The sequence below is a fragment of the Paenibacillus sp. FSL H7-0442 genome (assembly GCF_038593105.1).
In the GTDB taxonomy this organism is placed as follows: Bacteria; Bacillota; Bacilli; order Paenibacillales; family Paenibacillaceae; genus Paenibacillus; species Paenibacillus polymyxa_D.
Map to the genome: position 1 here is coordinate 3082722 of NZ_CP151963.1, position 18157 is coordinate 3100878.

At 45.3% G+C, this 18157-nt stretch carries 14 protein-coding genes; 4 read left to right on the forward strand and 10 right to left on the reverse strand.

Going from position 1 to position 18157, the window contains the following annotated elements; all coding sequences use genetic code 11:
• Positions 1 to 82: 82 nt before the first annotated feature.
• Entirely contained in the window at positions 83 to 1309 is a 1227-nt protein-coding gene (locus MHH57_RS13340) for a glucose-1-phosphate adenylyltransferase (RefSeq protein WP_029517455.1), read from the forward strand.
• An 86-nt stretch (positions 1310 to 1395) separates the two neighbouring features.
• Here the strand turns inward: MHH57_RS13340 and MHH57_RS13345 are convergent, their stop codons facing one another.
• From MHH57_RS13345 to MHH57_RS13365, 5 genes are all read right to left on the reverse strand, one after another.
• Positions 1396 to 2820, reverse strand: a complete 1425-nt coding sequence (locus MHH57_RS13345; RefSeq protein ID WP_029517454.1) for a HAMP domain-containing sensor histidine kinase — start codon at positions 2818 to 2820, stop codon at positions 1396 to 1398.
• Positions 2817 to 3515 (reverse strand): response regulator transcription factor, encoded by a 699-nt coding sequence (locus MHH57_RS13350; RefSeq protein WP_007432526.1) that lies wholly within the window; start codon positions 3513 to 3515, stop codon positions 2817 to 2819. Before MHH57_RS13350 ends, MHH57_RS13345 begins: the two co-directional genes overlap by 4 nt.
• Position 3516: 1 nt before the next feature.
• On the reverse strand, positions 3517 to 4851 hold the full coding sequence (locus MHH57_RS13355) for a hypothetical protein (RefSeq protein WP_318627299.1): 1335 nt from the start codon (positions 4849 to 4851) through the stop codon (positions 3517 to 3519).
• A complete protein-coding gene (locus MHH57_RS13360) occupies positions 4848 to 5573 on the reverse strand; it encodes an ATP-binding cassette domain-containing protein (RefSeq protein WP_342434201.1) in 726 nt (241 codons plus the stop codon). The genes MHH57_RS13355 and MHH57_RS13360 overlap by 4 nt, the downstream gene beginning before the upstream one ends.
• Positions 5574 to 5655: 82 nt before the next feature.
• Entirely contained in the window at positions 5656 to 6813 is a 1158-nt protein-coding gene (locus tag MHH57_RS13365) for an MFS transporter (protein ID WP_069011733.1), read from the reverse strand.
• A 440-nt stretch (positions 6814 to 7253) separates the two neighbouring features.
• On the opposite strand from MHH57_RS13365, the gene MHH57_RS13370 reads away from it, so the two are divergent.
• The 3 genes from MHH57_RS13370 (at position 7254) to MHH57_RS13380 (ending at position 10518) form a co-directional block, all read left to right on the forward strand.
• Positions 7254 to 8171 carry a hypothetical protein gene (locus MHH57_RS13370; RefSeq protein ID WP_023988964.1) on the forward strand — a complete coding sequence of 306 codons (918 nt, stop codon included), beginning with the start codon at positions 7254 to 7256 and terminating at the stop codon, positions 8169 to 8171.
• Between the two features lie 66 nt (positions 8172 to 8237).
• The gene (locus tag MHH57_RS13375) at positions 8238 to 9002 is read left to right on the forward strand and encodes an HAD family hydrolase (protein WP_069011731.1); all 765 of its coding nucleotides are present in this window, start codon (positions 8238 to 8240) and stop codon (positions 9000 to 9002) included.
• Positions 9003 to 9118: 116 nt separating this feature from the next.
• A protein-coding gene (locus tag MHH57_RS13380; protein ID WP_342434202.1) for an IS1182 family transposase occupies positions 9119 to 10518 on the forward strand; the annotation gives its coding sequence in 2 pieces (ribosomal slippage) (positions 9119 to 9689 and positions 9689 to 10518; 1401 coding nt in all).
• 92 nt (positions 10519 to 10610) lie between these two features.
• Here MHH57_RS13380 and MHH57_RS13385 read toward each other — a convergent pair.
• The 5 genes from MHH57_RS13385 to lpdA all read right to left on the reverse strand — a co-directional run bounded on the left by MHH57_RS13385 (position 10611) and on the right by lpdA (position 18154).
• The gene (locus MHH57_RS13385; RefSeq protein WP_342434203.1) at positions 10611 to 12935 is read right to left on the reverse strand and encodes a DNA topoisomerase 3; all 2325 of its coding nucleotides are present in this window, start codon (positions 12933 to 12935) and stop codon (positions 10611 to 10613) included.
• Positions 12936 to 13453: 518 nt separating this feature from the next.
• Positions 13454 to 14941: a glutamate synthase subunit beta gene (locus tag MHH57_RS13390; RefSeq protein WP_069011727.1), complete on the reverse strand. Its 1488-nt coding sequence runs from the start codon at positions 14939 to 14941 to the stop codon at positions 13454 to 13456.
• Between the two features lie 238 nt (positions 14942 to 15179).
• A complete protein-coding gene (locus MHH57_RS13395; RefSeq protein ID WP_069011722.1) occupies positions 15180 to 15668 on the reverse strand; it encodes a dihydrofolate reductase in 489 nt (162 codons plus the stop codon).
• A 17-nt stretch (positions 15669 to 15685) separates the two neighbouring features.
• Complete coding sequence (gene thyA / locus MHH57_RS13400; protein WP_069011721.1) at positions 15686 to 16480, reverse strand: thymidylate synthase; 795 nt, start codon at positions 16478 to 16480, stop codon at positions 15686 to 15688.
• Between the two features lie 252 nt (positions 16481 to 16732).
• Positions 16733 to 18154, reverse strand: a complete 1422-nt coding sequence (gene lpdA / locus MHH57_RS13405; protein WP_039271311.1) for a dihydrolipoyl dehydrogenase — start codon at positions 18152 to 18154, stop codon at positions 16733 to 16735.
• Between the last annotated feature and the right edge of the window lie 3 nt (positions 18155 to 18157).

The window sequence follows — 18157 nt, forward strand, 5'->3', positions numbered from 1 at the left end:
CTTATATACCTAATGGTTTCAAGAGTACCCCATACCGTTTATGTATGTACTACACTGACAACTAAACCGGGAGGGAAACGAAATGTTTAATAAAGAATGCATTGCCATGCTGCTGGCAGGCGGAGAGGGACGCCGTCTTGCTCCCCTTACTTCAACGATTGCAAAACCCGCCGTACCTTTTGGCGGTCATTACCGAATCATCGATTTTCCTCTCAGTAACTGCGTAAATTCAGACATTGATACTGTAGGTGTACTGACGCAATATGAGGCAGAATCCTTGCACGAACATATCGGGGATGGAACACCATGGGGTCTTACAAAAACAGATGACAAAGGAATTACCCTGCTTCCATCTTACAACACAGGTAACGCTGAATACTTAGGAACGGCAGATGCTATTCATAAGAATATTGAATATATTGACAGCCAAAATCCGGAGCATGTGCTTATTTTATCCGGTGATCATATCTACTATATGAATTATCGCGAAATGCTGAACCACCATAAGGAAAAAGGAGCTGCGGCTACCATTTCTGTCATGGAGGTACCTTGGGATGAAGCACACCGTTTTGGTGTTATGAGTGCGGATGAAGATCTACGTGTCACAGAATTTGCAGAGAAACCTGAGAAACCGGAAAGTAATTTGGCCTCTATGGGTATTTATCTTTTCAAATGGGATTACTTGAGAAACTACCTGTTAGAAGACGCACAGGATGCTCAATCCAGTCATGATTTTGGTAAAGATATCATACCTAAAATGTTAGCGGATCAAGAATCCTTGTACGTTTATGAATTCCAGGGCTATTGGAAGGACGTAGGTACCGTTAAAAGCCTGTGGGATTCACACATGGATTTGTTACACGAGAATTGTGCGATCGACCTTCAACGTAAGGATTGGCCGATGTATACACGTGAACGCCGCACAAGGTTGAGCGCACAAAAGGTACCTAACCGTCAAACGCAGCCATTGGGCAGCTTGTTGCATGATTCCTGTCAAGTAGAGGGCCGAATTGAACGCTCCGTTGTATTTAGTGGTGTCGAGGTAGGTAAAGGATCAGCCATCAAAGAAAGTATCGTTATGCCGGACACACGCATTGGACGTAACGTCCATATTGAACATGCGATTATCGGTGAAGGTGCTGTGATTCGCGATGGTGCTGTCATTAAAGGCAGTCCGGGCGAAATTATGGTCATCGGACCCAATGAAGTGGTATTTGGTAAAATGGCGGTACGGCCGCAAACTACACGTATGCTGAAAGAAGCTTACGAGCGCAATACACGCTTGCGTGCCGAAGGTTTTACTTCATAACGTTACCCCAAATCAAAAACAGCCAGCCCTCCCGATTTAAGAGGACTGGCTGTTTTTCTAATTGCACCTATAAGTAGGCTTTAAATCTATTCTTCAGTGAGTTGTGGTGGTTCCACGGATTGCTCTGCTTGCAGAGCAGGTAATGAAACCGTAATAGTGGTGCCAGCCCCCAGTTCACTTCTGATGAGCATCTGACCATGATGGCGCTCGACAAACTGTTGTGAGATTGCCAATCCCAGTCCAGTACCACCGTTTTGGTGGTCTACCTGGAAAAAGCGGTCTCTTACTCTGGCAAGATTTTCAGCACTAATTCCAATTCCTGTATCTTGTACGGATATCTCGATATTGCCATCAACCCGTTGAAGCGACAGAAAAATAATTGAGCTTTCATGCGAAAACTTGATAGCATTATCCACAATGTTCAAAAATACCTGTTTTAGACGGTTACCGTCTCCATGGACGAAATATGCCGCTTCTTCCGAATCAAGCTGAAGTTTTATTTGCTTCATTTCTGCTTTGGCCCATACGTTCAGCATAATTTCCTGCAAAAGCTCCCGAAGATCTACCGTTCCCATTACAAGCTTCATGGCATTTTGCTCCAGCTTGGAAAAATCGAGAATTTCCTCCACCAAGCCAATCAGCCGATCCGTCTCTTTAGAGATAATCTTCATCCCGATTTTCGTCTCTTCGGGGTCATAGCCGCCAGAATTTAACGTTTCACTCCAACCCTTAATAGATGTAAGCGGAGTACGCAATTCATGAGATATAGATGAAATAAAATCATCCTTGATTTGATTTGTTCTGACAATTTCCTGTGCCATATAGTTCAGTGTCGAAGCCAGTTCACCCAACTCATACCGATAATCGCCTTCAATGCGTGTATCAAACCTTCCCTGAGCCATCTGAGCAGATACATCGCGGATATTATTAATCGGTCTAACAATGGAATTCGCGAGCCCTGTACTGACCACAAATACAATAACCAGTACAGCTGCCATGATGCCAAGAGAAAACAGCGTAATCGTAAACAGCTTATCATTTACCAATTCCAGCGAGGTTGTATACCGAATAACGTACACCTGGTCTCCGACGATATTGTCCAGTTTTTGAGATACCGCCATCACCTGCTGCCCCGTGCTCGGTTGCTTTCCGATCCATTTGCCCGTATCCCCAGCTAATGCTTGTGTCACATCACTTGTTTGCACACTTAGATCTGCTGCAAAATTCGTTGAGTTATCAATTACATTTCCCTGTTCATCGAGCAACTGCAGTTCAGTAAAGGGCAGAGAAAATGTATTTAACAAATACGATTGCAAAGACTGTTCCGGCTCTTTAAATTTGGGTGCAAATTCACTTACCGATTCGATACGGCTTTCGATATGTTTGTAAATGGAATCGTAATAGTACGACCGGAGTGCAAACATAAAAATGACTTCTACTAACAGAAGCGCTAAGAACACTACGAAAAAATAGTGAAGCACAATCTGTCGGCGAATTCCCTTTTTGATCATTGAGACTGACCTTTCCATTTATATCCATGTCCCCAAACTGTTTGTAAAAAAGCCGGCTCGGATGGATTGTTTTCAATTTTCTGCCGAAGACGTCGGATATTCACATCTACAATTTTCGGATCGCCCATATACTCTTTGCCCCATACGTGATCAAGTAGAACATCTCGGCTGAGCGGCGTGTTCTCTTTTTCCAGAAAAAATTGAATCAGGGAAAACTCAGTCGGTGTCAGCTCAATCAGCTGCCCGTTCTTCTTAAATTGCTTAGCAATCAAATCTAGGGTGAACGGTCCAGACTGGAAGGACACTTTGGCTGCTGTTTCACGATGAACATTCACCCGACGCAATAACGATTGAATACGTGCAATCAGCTCCGTTGGGCTAAAAGGCTTGCTCACATGATCATCGGCCCCTACAGACAAGGCATAAACCTTATCCTGCTCCTGTACCTTCGCTGTGAGAAAGATAATGCCGATGCGCTCATTCGTCTCCCGGATTCTCCGACAGACTTCAAAACCATCCATACCGGGCACCATTACGTCAAGCAGTGCAATATCAATATCCCGCACCGTGTTCAAAATATTCAGAGCCTCATGCCCTTCCGACGCCTCCAGCACCTCAAAACCGTTACGTTTCAAATTAATGACGATAAAGCTGCGAATGGATTCCTCGTCTTCCATGATTAAAACTTTACTCACTCTACTCTACCTGCCTTTCCCCCAGCTTGTTTTTAATGGTTTTACGCGGTTCCAGCTCACTGGATCGCTTAATGCCAATGACCTGCGCATTCGTTCGCCACAGTTGGCTATACCCTTCGTTGTTTCGCTCCCATTGTGACAACGAGAAAAATTTAATTTCCGCTATCGTTTTGTCTGTATCATCCAAAATAAAGCGCAAATAGCTGTCCTTCTTCGAAACTTTCGGATCAATCGTCACCTTGCCATGCAGCTCTTTCGGTAATCTGAAGTAGACCTGTTCATTAGAATCACGATACTGCTGCTGCTTAAAAACCGTTCCTTTCGCCCCGTCCCACTGATAGAACGACACAAAATATGGAACCTCATCCAGCGGCTTGTTACTCCAACCTTTAGGCTTCTCCAAATTACCAAATTCCAGAATACCGTCACCATCCACATCACCACTGGCGATGGTCGCATCCTTGAAGGTGACATCCATAAGATTAAGCTTCCTAAGCTTGCCGTGATCCATCACAATAACATTGGAAACGGTAGTGGTCTGGGCAATTTTGGTGTCTATAATAATCCCCTGCCTACCCTCGGCTACCTTGCCAGCAACGACATTATAGACATCTAAGACCTGACTGTCCAAATCCAACGATCCGATTTCCTTAAAGGTTCCCCCACTGAATTGGAATGTTTTAACTGTAAAGAATTCATTACGTCGCAGCGTGATAATCGTCAAATCATTCAATTTATCCCCGTTTAAGTCCATCTTGTTATGCTTAAAATCATCTACGACGAAGTCCGTATAACCTGTAGCATATATTTTCTCCAGAGTTCCTCCGGTATAGGAATACACGATGAGTCCCTTCTGGTCCCCGCCATCGCCACTATCTCCGCTGGAAAAACCCGCTACAATATCGAGTGTTCCATCATTCGTTAAATCCACGAGCTTAAATGACTCCAGCACAGTGCCTTCCCCATCAAACGTCAGCTTCTTTACCCACGTTCCGCCCTGATCTTCAAACAAGGCACCATGTATTTTTACGCTCTCATCTGGCGTTTCATAAAAGAGCACTGCTTCGTCTGTGCCATCATTGTTCAAATCACCCGTTCGAATTGGCGTCGGGTCATCTGGATCATTCGGCCTTAAAGGCTGTACCGCCCCTAGTTGCGTATTCACTGCACCATTCAGTTCCTGCTTCTCGTCAGACATCGTCGGTGTCTCCATCAGCGAAATGGGATCGCTAATAACATTACAGCCGCTTAAAAATCCAGCAAGGAGCAGCAAGGAACAGCAGCCAGCCACCATTCTCAACAGCATTATTTTCACTTCTCTTGCCGTCCCCTTCACAATTTGTTCTTTTCCGCTTGTGTCAATCGTCTTCCCTGAATATCAAACACCAATTCACCATCATTCAACCCCCATATACGGGAAGCAAAGCGTTCAGCCATTTCCAACGGCAGTACAGTCATGATCGTCACCCGCTCGTCAGAACACAGCTTGCGAAAAGTCTCCAATACATGCGCTGCCGAAGCTGGATCAAGTCCATTTACAGGCTCATCCGCTAAAATAACTTTAGCTCCGTGCACGAGAGCACGCGCAGTCGCTACCCGCTGCCGCTCGCCACCGCTGAGCTTGTCGCATTTATCATGCGCCTTATCCAGCAGACCCAGATCCTCCAGTACGTCCATCGCTCCCATATAATCGTCGGAACGCACCATACCGGTCACCATTCTCCACATTGGAGTTTGACCGGATCTGCCAATGAGCACATTTTTAAGAGCGGTTCGATTCATATTTAGATGCGGGTTTTGCTCCAGGTATGCCCATTCCCGCTTTATTTTCATCTTTCCAGTCCAACCGGATTTCAGCACATCATTGCCACCTACAATTAAACTGCCTTCATCCCATGGCTCTTGTAAAGCAAGACAGCGAAGCAGCGTCGTTTTGCCGCTTCCACTTGGCCCCGCTATGGCTATGAATTCGCCTTGATGAATTTCAGCATCAATTCCTCGAAGTAGCTGGGTCCGTTCAGGTCCCACTTGTTTGGTCAGCTTCCGAATTTTAATCATCTAAGTGATTCCCCTTTGCGCACCATCAATACTGTTTATATTTTATAGTAAATGTGAAACAAATACCATGCAAACCGCAGTTTTAAACCGCCGTTACTCTTTTTCTGGAAAACAAACCTAACAATCCGAAAACAATGTAACTACCACCAAGGACAAGAAACATGCTGCCTTGAGTTCCAAAGTCCAGCAACCCTCCGCTAATATTAGGTCCGATCACACTTCCCAGATTAAAATGAAAGGATGCCAGTACATTCGCGGCTGCTAAAAATGATTTGGGCAACAGATCAGCGGCGTAGGCCAAACCGAGAGAGAAAAAGGAGCCTACTAAACCACCTGCTAAGGTCAGCAATATCAAAGTGAACATAAAATGATTGCCGCTCCATGGTAGCAACATAAAGGTCATTCCCCCTGCTATGCCTACGCTCATTAGCACCTTTTTACGTCCCCAACGGTCACTCAATATCCCTAGCGGCAGCTGCAGAACTAACCCTCCCAAACTGACGAACGGCAGCAAGGCGGCGATTTCATCGGTATGAAAGCCAATACGCAGGCCATAGACTGGAAAGTTACTGTTCAGGCTCGCTTCCATATAGCCGTATAGAAATGCAGGCAAAAGAGCGTACCATGCCCAGCTGTAACTGCGACGAAATCTTTGAGTGGGACGCGCCTCGGACTCCAGCTTCTCTGGTCTGGAGTCCGGCAGCTTAATTAACACCAACAGCAAAACAAGCAAGCACAATAAGGCCAACGCAGCAAATGGAACCAGCATTCCATAATCAAGTAGCCATAATCCCAATGGTCCTAATGCAAAACCCAGACCATATGACATACCATAAAAGGAAATGTTGCGGCCTCGCTTCTCTGCTGGAGTCACCAGCAATATCCATAGCTGCGCAGAGTAGTGCAATGCACTGTCACCAATACCTACTAGCAGACGCAGTATGAACCATACTCGAATATCAGGGATTAGCGGAAACAGCAGCAGCGTAATGAGCACTAGCACAAGCCCACCGGCCATCAGCTTTTTAAACCCTAACCAGCCCAATGTCCGTTCTGCCACCAACGTCATTGCGAATGAACCAATATACAGAGCAGCCGCATTCATTCCATTTAGTGAAGATGAAACTCCCATTTGTTCCAACGAGATAGACAGAATAGGTAATAATAAACCTTGGCATAATCCGGCAACAATAATAACAGCAATTAAAATAAAATAATGAACCCGTAACGACGACGACATCCTAGCTCCTCCTGATCGAACAAATAAAATAATTAAAATCAATGTTAAGAAATGATTTGCATTTGATTCCATAATCAATAATAATTCTTATCACTATGTATTCCATGCCGTCCTGCAAAACCGGCAAATCACATATACAAATTCAGGTGTAATTAGTGTATTAAAGAATAGAAGAAAAAAATCGCCATCTGAGATGACGATTTTACGGAAAGAGCTTGTCTGGTATGTATCCGACTCCTTCGGTTAAGGAGCCTCGTATGTTCAATCCGAACCCATTCACGTCACAACGCACTATTTCATATTATAGTGGACAATCCCTGGCAGAACAAGCCATAATAAATAAGTGAGCAATCATTAAAATGCTCATGTTTTGCTTATGGACGGGCTTAATTACGTTCACCGCTCTGGGCTAGAAGACAGAATAGGAGGCATTGGGTTCCATGAGTTATCAAATTAAAATAGACACTTCTCCAATTTATGAATTGCTCGGCAGCTTCATGGCCTATGTGACTAAAAAGTGGGTTCAAGATATGGACTTGGGCCATGAATGGATCGACAAGGTAGATGCACGACTACAACATGAAGTTCGTACTGAGCTGGCTACAGCTCAGGATTGCCCTTTTAGCGATTATGACGCACTCTATGCTTGGGCGTTACTTCGTCCGGAATCAGATGAAATATCTGATTATATCTCTTATTTGGACCACGGCCCGGATAAAGATATGTTTGAGTTGCTCGTTCCGCATATCCCTTTTTTAACCTTTGAAGAATCTTTACGCATTCGTAAGGTATACGCACCACTCCTCAAATTGTGGGATCGTGATTATTTTCGGGCCCTGGAAGGCGAACTGCGTGTGTTGGCAGAAGAAGACGCTGCGGAAAAGCGCATGCTGCTGAGTAAAATGGAACCGGAAGCACTGGTTGAATATGCGACAGCTGGACTAGTCGTGCCACACATGGAAGACCTGGATACAGTAGTCCTATTTCCAGTTGTCCATAATCGCCCGATTAATTCATACTGTTTTTATACCCGCACACTGCTGATCCAGTATCCAGTAGATATCCCCGAGGAGAGCGAGGAAGAACCGCCTACGCTTCTGCTACGGCTCACTCGTGCGGTTAATGATCCGCAGCGGCTACGAATTCTGCGTTATGTAGCTCAAGGTCCTAAGTCTCTCGAAGATATGCGCCATGATTTGAGCCGTTTGGAAGATACACTCATGTCTGATATGATGATTTTACGAGTGGCTGGTCTGCTTCGTATTCACATCGGACGTTATCATAAGGAAAAATTCAGCATCCGTCCCGATGGCGCGGCTGATTTACAAGTATTTTTGGAATCCTATATTGGATTGTAATTTGAATTGTACTTTTAGTTATAACCGAAGCAGCGTTAAAGCTTTGGCTTGGAAGGAGTATGCATCGTGTCGTATCCGAAGCAGCACATTTTATTTGATCTTGATGACACCTTAGTCCACTGCAACAAGTATTTTGACCTGATCCTCAACCACTTTTTTGATTTGCTTCAGGAATGGTTTGCAACTCATAACCTAACCAAAAATGCGATTCGTGAAAAACAAATCGAAATTGATGTGGCTGGAGTTCATCAAGTGGGCTTTGCCAGCGAGCATTTCCCACAATCTTTGATAGATACGTACCAATTTTTCTCGGAACAATTCGGACGCCGTCTCGATTCTCGGGAAGAGCAGGAGCTTCGCTCTCTTGGCCGAAGTGTGTACGAACAGGAAATCGAACCGTATCCAGGCATGGTCGAAACGCTGAACTCCCTCCAAAAAGCAGGGCATTCCCTCCATCTGTATACTGGCGGTGAGCAGATCATTCAAGAAAGAAAGATTGAACAAATGAAACTGGCTACCTACTTTGATGACCGCATCTACATTCGCCAGCATAAAAATGTCGAAGCCCTAGAAGAAATCATCCAGATGAATCGCTTGGACCGAAGCATCACCTGGATGATCGGGAATTCTCTGCGCACTGATGTTTCTCCAGCCCTTGCCGCAGGTATTCATGCTGTATATCTCAAGCAGCCTAAGGAATGGATTTACAATATGGTTGAACTGCAAAAAAACGTGAACTCCGTGATGTATACGATACAGAAGCTAACGGAAGTACCACGGGTTATCCACGAAAGCATACAATTGCACCAACAAAAAAGGACCCTCGGATAGGGTCCTCAGGCTGTCGAGAAAGTCTCGACAGCCTATTTTATGTTAATTTTGTTTAAGACGACACCGCGTTAATGTTGTATAATATAGGTAACTATTGTAGAACGGATGGTGTTGATATGCTACGCTCCAACCGCGAAAAACAACAATCCTACGAATTTGTTTCCATCGAAGATCTGGTTCCTCAAGATCACTTGCTCCGCAAAGTAGATAAGTATATCGATTTTTCGTTTATCGATGATAAAGTTCGACCACTGTATTGTGCAGACAACGGGCGTCCTGCCATTGATCCTACCGTATTGTTTAAAATGATCTTTCTCGGTTATTTCTATGGCATTCGCTCAGAACGGCAACTCGAGCGAGAAATTCAGACGAACCTAGCTTATCGTTGGTTTCTGGGGTTGGGCTTAACGGATAAAGTTCCGGACCATACGACGATTAGCTGGAATCGTCGCACTCGCTTTAAAGACACCACGATCTTTCAAGATATCTTCGATGAAATTGTGCTGCAGGCGATCTCTCACCGAATGGTGGGTGGGCGTGTTCTCGTCACCGATTCCACACACGTCAAAGCCAATGCTAACAGGCACCAGTACACCAAAGAACAAGTGTTGCAGAATACTAAAGACTATATGGACGAGCTGAACGAAGCGGTGAAGGATGACCGGAGAAACCACGGAAAAAAGCCTTAAAATCCCGAGAGGAAGTGAACGAAGAAAAAGAAATTAAAGTGAGCAAAACAGACCCGGACAGCGGCTATATGATCCGTGATGGCAAGCCCGAAGGCTTCTTCTATCTGGACCACCGCACGGTGGATATGAAGTACAATCTGATTACGGACGTGCATGTGACACCAGGGAATGTACATGATTCTGTCCCCTATTTGTCCCGTTTGGATCGCCAAAGAGAACGTTTTGGTTTTCAAGTAGAAGCTGTTGCACTAGATTCAGGTTATTTAACAACGCCGATTTGCCGAGGGTTGCAGAACCGAAAGATTTTTGCCGTGATTGCTCACCGAAGATTCCATCCCAGACAAGGACTGTTTCCGAAATGGAAGTTTGAATACGATGCCAAACGCAATGCGTATAGATGCCCAGCCCAACAGGAACTGCCCTACCGAACGACGGACCGTAAGGGATACCGGCAGTATGCCTCTGACCCAGCTCAGTGCCAGCATTGCCCACTGCTAAGTCAGTGTACCCAGTCTCGAAACCACCGCAAAGTGGTGACTCGGCATGTCTGGGAAGACAGCAAAGAGTGGGTACGGAGCAACCGGCTGAGCCCATCTGGTAAAAAGCTGTACCGCAAACGAAAAGAGACGATTGAGCGAAGCTTCGCGGATGCCAAAGAGCTCCATGGGTTTCGCTATTGCCGTTTGCGCGGTCTTCCAAACGTCAGGGAACAAGCCCTTATGACGGCAGCCGTGCAGAACATGAAGAAGATGGCGATCCACCTAGCTCGCCTGGAGAAACAGGGGCACCCCCCCTGCTTCTCCAGAGACCAGAGCATTATGATGTAAAAAAGAAACCCACGTCTCAAAATGACGGGGTTTCTCGACAATCTGAGGACCCTCGGATAGGGTCCTTTTTTTGTATTGGTCTAAACCCTGTCTCAGGATTCCTCTCGAACGCTAAGTCGTCCTGTACCAGGTTCATTCAGAACAATTCGCGCTTTGACGGTCGATCCATCTTTGCGCTTAAAAGACAACAATTGCGTCTGTCCCTTCGTCAACAAGGACTTGAGCATCGTTTCGGTAATCTGCTTTCCAGCATATTCCTTCCAGACGACAAAGCCACAACCCTGCTTGTAGTGGCTGCACCCATACCCTTTACGGCCTTCAATAATGCTTCCGCCGCAATTAGAGCGTGGGCAGCTACCTAAAGCTTGCCTTTGGCTTCCTGAAATGCCTGAGGATCCGTCGGAAGAGCTGCGTGCTGGTGGTGCTGCTTGCTCTAGCGTTGCGCTTCCAGCGCTGCCACCGCGTCCTGATGTAGCACGCCCCACCCCTTTGGCGGCGGTGCGTCCGTTCGCACGCGCACTACGTGCGCCTTCTTTTCCAACCGCACGCTTCCCCCTTGCTTCCTCACCAAAGGCATTTGCCGGAGCCGGCGGCTGCTGCCTCACCTTATCAATGATGGACAACGTAAATCTTTTAACGTTCTCCATAAACTTCTCTTGAGCCGCCTCACCCTTGGAAATTTGATGTAGGCGACGTTCCCATTGACCTGTCATCTCCGGGGAGGCTAATAGATCAACCCCAGCATGACGGATCAGGTCAATAGCCATCTTTCCTTTTTCCGTAATAAGAATCTTTTTACCCTTCATTTCAATATAGCCAACCTTTTTCAATCGTTCAATTGTGGCGGCGCGCGTCGCAGGTGTGCCTAAACCGGCATCCTTCATGACCTCACGCAATTCCTCATTCTCCATCTGTTTACCCGCGCTTTCCATCGCCTTAAGCAATGTACCCTCCGTGTAGCTTTTAGGGGGCTGAGTCGCCTTTTCTTTCATCTCGGCGCGAACACAATCCACGGGACGCCCCGCATCAATCTCAAACTTCTTGTCCGTCCACTCGTCCGTTTCCTCTTCATCTTCTTTTTTCGGTGATTTGCTCTTTTTACCTTTATCCTGATCAACCTTACTTAAAACTACTTTCCACCCCAAGGAAAGAAGCTCTTTAATATTTGTTTTAAACAGATGCTTGTCCACCTGTGTCATTACGGTATGCATTTTGTATTCAGCAGGCGGAAAAAAATGCGACAAAAACCTGCGAATAACCAGGTCATATACATTTTGCTCTTCTTTGCTTAGTGTTCCTGGCCTTTTTAATGTCGGCAAAATAGCATGGTGATCCTCAACACGAGATGGATTGCAGACCGATTTATTCTGTTTATGAACCAAATTGGGGTTGGCTTGTTGGACCATATCAGCATAAGGACCTGTGCCCAGCATCCGTAGTGCCTTGTGCATGCCGTCTATATTTTGCTCTGTCACATAGTTAGAATTGGTACGCGGATAGGAAATGACCTTGTGGCGCTCATAAAGCGCTTGTGCCACATCCAGTGTTTTTTTGGCCGAATAACCGTACTTGGCATTCGCCTCGCGTTGAAGCAACGTTAAATCGTACAATTTAAAAGGATACTCTTTTGTCTGCTTGGTGTCATATTTGGTGATTTTACCTATTTTTCCGCGAACAGCCGCAGCGATTTCCTCAGCTTCCTCTGGCTTCGTCAGCCTATCCCCCTGCCACGCACCTTTGTACTTGATCTGATCTTGCTTAAATTCTGCCCACACGTCATAGAAGGTTTGAGACTGAAATGCCTCAATTTCTTTTTCCCGGTCATGAATCAGTGCCAGCACGGGAGTCTGCACCCGTCCTACCGACAGCAGTGTGTTATGTCGTGTTGTGAACGCTCTGGAAGCGTTCATGCCGATCAGCCAGTCCGCTTCACTTCGTGCCCGCGCAGCTTGAGTCAGAAATTCAAACTCCGAAGCATCTCGCAATCGTTCAAAGCCTGTCGCAATACTTTCCGCTGTCAAGTCTGAAATCCACAGTCGCTTAACTGGCTGACGCAACTTTAATTGCTGTTGGATCAACGCAAAAATATATTGCCCTTCCCGTCCAGCATCACAAGCATTTACGATGGCATCGCAGCGTTTGGCCAGTTCACCAATCATTTTCAGCTGATCTTTTGTTTTCGGATTCGGTACAATTTTGAACTGCTCAGGGATAATAGGAAGATCCTTAATATTCCATCGCTTGTACTTAGCATCGTATGCATCCGGCTCAGCCAAACCCAGTAAATGCCCGATCGCCCAGGTTACAATGTATTTCTCCCCTTCCAAATAGGTACGGTTATTTTTAGCCCGCGGCTCCATAACAGCGGCAATCGTCCGTCCCATATCCGGTTTCTCAGCAATAATCAACGTCTTCATTCATACTCCATTCCTTCCTGACGGCCTTCTGTTTCTCCTCCATGAATCATACATATACATGGATATTAATGAAAACACAGGTATCCCGGCCTCATGCAAAAGGAGCCTTCTCCCGACGAAAGCTCCTTTGTAAATTCATTTAGTCAAACGCTTCAACAATATACGTGTATTATACCATAGATACCATGGTTCTCTCAGGTCATGATTTTAAATAGTCACCGAAAGTTATGTGTATGTTAATTTACATCACACATATATATCAGATTTTCTTGTGAAATAATTCTTTTTTCTATAAAAAAGCTACACTAAACACTCTTTTTTATGTTATGATCAATTTGGATAAGAAATATATGGTGATACGATTAAATTTAAGTTATATTATATAACATATATTTCACAATGTTTCACAGCTCAATAATCATTTATTCATTTTTCGCTTCTGGCAGACTCAGCTTGAAATACAATAAAGCCCCATCCGAAGATGGAGCTTTGACTGATCCGTAACATAAAATTTATAATTACACCAAAACGGTAGCGCCCATGAGGTATTTATCAACTTCACGCGCAGCTTCTCGACCTTCATTAATAGCCCACACAACAAGACTTTGTCCGCGACGCATATCACCTGCAGCAAAAACCTTATCCACATTAGTAACATATTTTCCATAACGTGCTTTAACGTTGGAACGACGATCCGTCTCCAAGCCAATTTGCTCTACAATCGTTTGCTCAGGACCATCAAATCCAATGGCAATAAGAGCAATTTGTGCAGGGAATACGCGCTCCGTACCTGGAATCGGTTGATAGATTTTGCGCCCTGTTTCATCAACAATCCGTTGAATTTGAATGGTGTGCAGCTCTTTCAGATTACCGTTTTCATCACCTACAAATTTGGTCGTCATGATGGAGAACTCACGTGGATCTTCTCCGAACAGCGCCTTAGCTTCTTCCTGTGCATAATCAAGAGAGTACACGTTTGGAAATTGTGGCCAAGGATTGGCAATCGGGTCACGCTCCATAGGTGCTTTGGTATGTGTGCCAAATTGAGTGACACTCCGACAACCATGACGCAAAGAAGTAGCTACACAGTCCGAACCCGTATCACCGCCACCGATTACAATAACGTCCTTACCTTGGGAAGACAAATAGTTGCCATCTTCCAGATTGGAGTCCAAGTAACTTTTGATGGTACCATTCAGATAATCCATCGCATAATGAACACCCTTCAAATCGCTACCTTCAATGTTGAATTCTCTTGGCTTCGTAGAACCACCGCATAGAACAACAGCATCATATTCACCAATCAACTGATCGGTAGGGATATCTTTGCCGATTTCCGTATTGGTGATGAATTGAATACCTTCAGCCTCCAGCAAATCCACACGCCGCTGAACAACCTTTTTATCCAATTTCATGGACGGTATGCCATACATCAATAATCCACCCACACGATCTGCACGCTCATACACAGTCACGCTGTGCCCTGCTTTGTTAAGCTGAGCCGCTGCAGCCAAACCTGCCGGACCCGAACCGACAACAGCCACTCGTTTGCCTGTACGCTTTTCTGGCGGATTAGGGACAACCCAGCCTTCCTCAAAACCCTTTTCGATAATAGCTTCCTCAATGGTTTTAATTGTAACAGACTGTCCGATCAGTCCCACAGTACATGAACCCTCACATGGCGCAGGACAAACACGACCTGTGAATTCTGGGAAGTTATTCGTTTTGTGCAGCCGCTCTAGCGCTTCCTTCCACAAACCACGATATACGAGATTGTTCCATTCCGGAATGAGATTATGAACCGGGCAGCCTAAAGTTGCTCCCATGATATCCATCCCCGTATGACAATAAGGGGTTCCGCAGTCCATACAACGCGCCCCTTGGGTACGCAGCTCTTCCTCAGACATATGCTTATGGAATTCTTCCCAATCCTTTATACGCTCTGCCGGGTCCCGGTCTGTAGGAAGCTGTCGTGTGTATTCCATAAATCCAGTTGGTGTAGACATGTTACGTTCCCCCATCTCTTCGCTTATGAACCCCGATCATCCATTCAGAATTTAAGTCAAATTCGAATTTGTCTATTTGTATTATGAAAGGGTCTGTTCTCATTGAATTTGATTTATTGTATCACAATACAGCGTAAAAGTGATGAAAACTTATGCAACTTTCTGCATCAACAGCCAAAAGGATTTTTTATATGGTTTATTAATTTTTCAAATGAGTGGGGTCGGATATAGTCTATTCTTATTCGGTTCTCTCGTAAACAACAAAACGATACTCATAGGGATTTTTGTCATCCTTGATACCTGGGGTCTCACTAACTATATTCCAGCCGTTCCAATCCAGCTCAGGGAAGGTTGTATCGCCTTCAAAAACCTCCTCAATCCGAGTCACAATCAGCCGATCAGCATGTGGCCAAAACAGTGAATAAATCTCTGCTCCTCCGATGACCATTAACTCTTCCTGCTTTGCTAATTGGAGTCCTTCTTCCATTGAATGAATTACTTCCGCACCTTCCGTCTGATAGCGCAGATCTCGGGTCAAGACAACGTTACGCCGGTTTGGCAGGCTTTTTCCTCCAAAGGATTCCCACGTTTTGCGTCCCATGAGTACCGTTTTATTAATCGTCTGCTCTTTGAAAAAGGCCATGTCTCTAGGGAGGCGCCAGGGAAGTTTGTTATCTCGGCCGATCACACCATTTTGTGCCATAGCCCATATCATTGAAATGCCCATTTTCCCACCTCCTCTAATCAAATGGCGACAGGCGCCTTAATCCCTGGATGATATTCGTAATTTTCAAAAGCAAAATCGTCGTAGGTATAATCAAAAATCGAATCCGGCTTGCGCAGAATTTTCAACTGAGGCAACGGATAAGGATCACGTTCCAACTGTGTATGCACTTGTTGCATATGATTTGAATAAATATGCACATCGCCGCCTGACCAAATAAATTCGCCGGGCTCCAAACCGCACTGCTGTGCAACCATATGCGTTAGTAATGCATAACTTGCGATATTAAACGGCAACCCTAAAAAGGTATCCACAGAACGCATCGTTAGCATACAGGAAAGCTTCCCTCCAGCTACATAGAACTGAAATACAAAGTGACATGGCGGCAACTTCATCGATTCGATTTCAGCCACATTCCAAGCACTGACAATGTGTCGACGTGAATCCGGATTTTTTTTAATAGCTTCAATGACATTCGCAATTTGGTCAATATGTTGTCCGTCTGTTGTTTCCCACGAGCGCCATTGCGACCCATATACAGGCCCCAGATTCCCCTGCTCGTCTGCCCACTCATCCCAAATGGTAACTCCGTTCTCCTTGAGATAAGAAATGTTGGTATCTCCCCGCAAAAACCATAACAGCTCATGAATAACGGATTTCAAATGTACTCTTTTGGTGGTCACCAAGGGGAAGCCCTTGGCCAGGTCAAAACGGAGTTGCCTTCCGAAAACAGATAGTGTACCTGTTCCTGTACGATCCTCTTTTTTTACTCCATTCTCTAAAATATCCTCCAGCAGTTCCAAATAGTTACGCACGTTATTCCTCTCCTTTGAGCATGAATAAAAACCTGGCATCGCCAGATTCTAATCTTTAAAATTCTTTTCTGCACCCATATCTATAGTTAGTTTATCATGTACGGTACTTCGTTGACCATGTACTGTGTGAATTTTCATGGTAGTCCTGAAAATCCTAAAGTTTGAAAAAAAAGAGACAAAGAGCGCAGATATAGCGCTCCTTGCCTCTCTTTGTCATGTATGAAAACGAAAACGAGATAATGAAAAATGGTATTAGCGACGTGGTGCCAATGCGTGGATCGGATGACCCAGCACGACTTCCGCTGCTTCCATAACGATCTCGCCCAGTGTAGGGTGAGCATGAATAGTCAAGGAGATATCTTCGAGTGTAGCACCCATTTCAATCGCCAGACCCAGCTCAGCAATAAGGTTGGAAGCTTCCAGACCTACGATTTGCGTACCCAGTACCAAACCTGTGTCAGCGTCAGCAACGATTTTCACAAAACCTTCAGCAGCGTTCAGGGAAACCGCACGACCGTTTGCTCCATAAGAGAACTTGCCAACTTTGACATTGTAGCCTTTTTCTTTGGCTTGTGACTCTGTGTAGCCTACGCTGGAGCATTCTGGATCCGTGAAAACGACAGCCGGCATACACTTGTAATCTACTACAGACGGCTCGCCTGCAATTGCTTCAGCAGCTACTTTACCTTCGTAAGAAGCTTTGTGCGCCAGAGCAAGACCAGCTACGATATCGCCGATTGCAAAGATGTGAGGAATGCTAGTACGTCCTTGGTGATCAACTTTCACCATTCCGCGCTCATCCAGTTCTAGGCCGATCAGATCCAGACCCAGTTCACCGTCTGTGTTTGGACGACGTCCAACAGTTACAAGCAGATAATCAGCAGTTACTTCTTTGCTTTCGCCGTTAACGGAGAATTTCACTGTTACGTCTTTATCTGTTTGCTCTGCACTTTCCGCTTTAGCACCAGTGAAGATTTCGATGCCCGTTTTCTTCATGCTTTTCGCAACGATCGAAGTCATATCTTTGTCGAAACCAGGAAGCACTGTATCCATACCTTCAATAATCGTTACTTTGGAACCGAATTTGGAGTACATTTGTCCGAGCTCTGCACCAATGTATCCACCACCGATTACGATCAGGCTTTTCGGAATTTCAGGCAGGTTCAATGCTTCTGTAGAAGACAGAATGCGTCCACCAAAAGGAAATGGTTTCAGTTCGATTGGACGGGAACCTGTTGCGATAATTGCATTTTTAAAACGGTAACGTGGTGATTCATGTTCGTTGAATACACGCGCTTCGTTTTCGTTGATGAACATGCACTCACCATTGAAAACTTCAACTTTGTTGCCTTTGAGCAAGCCACTTACGCCGCCTGTCATTTTCTTAACAACGCCGTTTTTGAATTCTTGTGTTTTAGCGAAGTCTACTTTTACATTTTCAGCCGAAATACCGAAAGACTCGCCATGTTTAGCTGCTTCGTATTGATGAGCTGCAGAGATCAAAGCTTTGGATGGAATACATCCACGGTTCAGACAGACACCGCCCAGCTCAGATTTGTCAACGATCAATACGCTTTGTCCTAATTGTGCGGCACGGATGGCAGCTACATAGCCGCCAGGACCCGCACCGATAACCAATGTGTCAATATCCAGAGAAGCGTCTCCTACTACCATTGA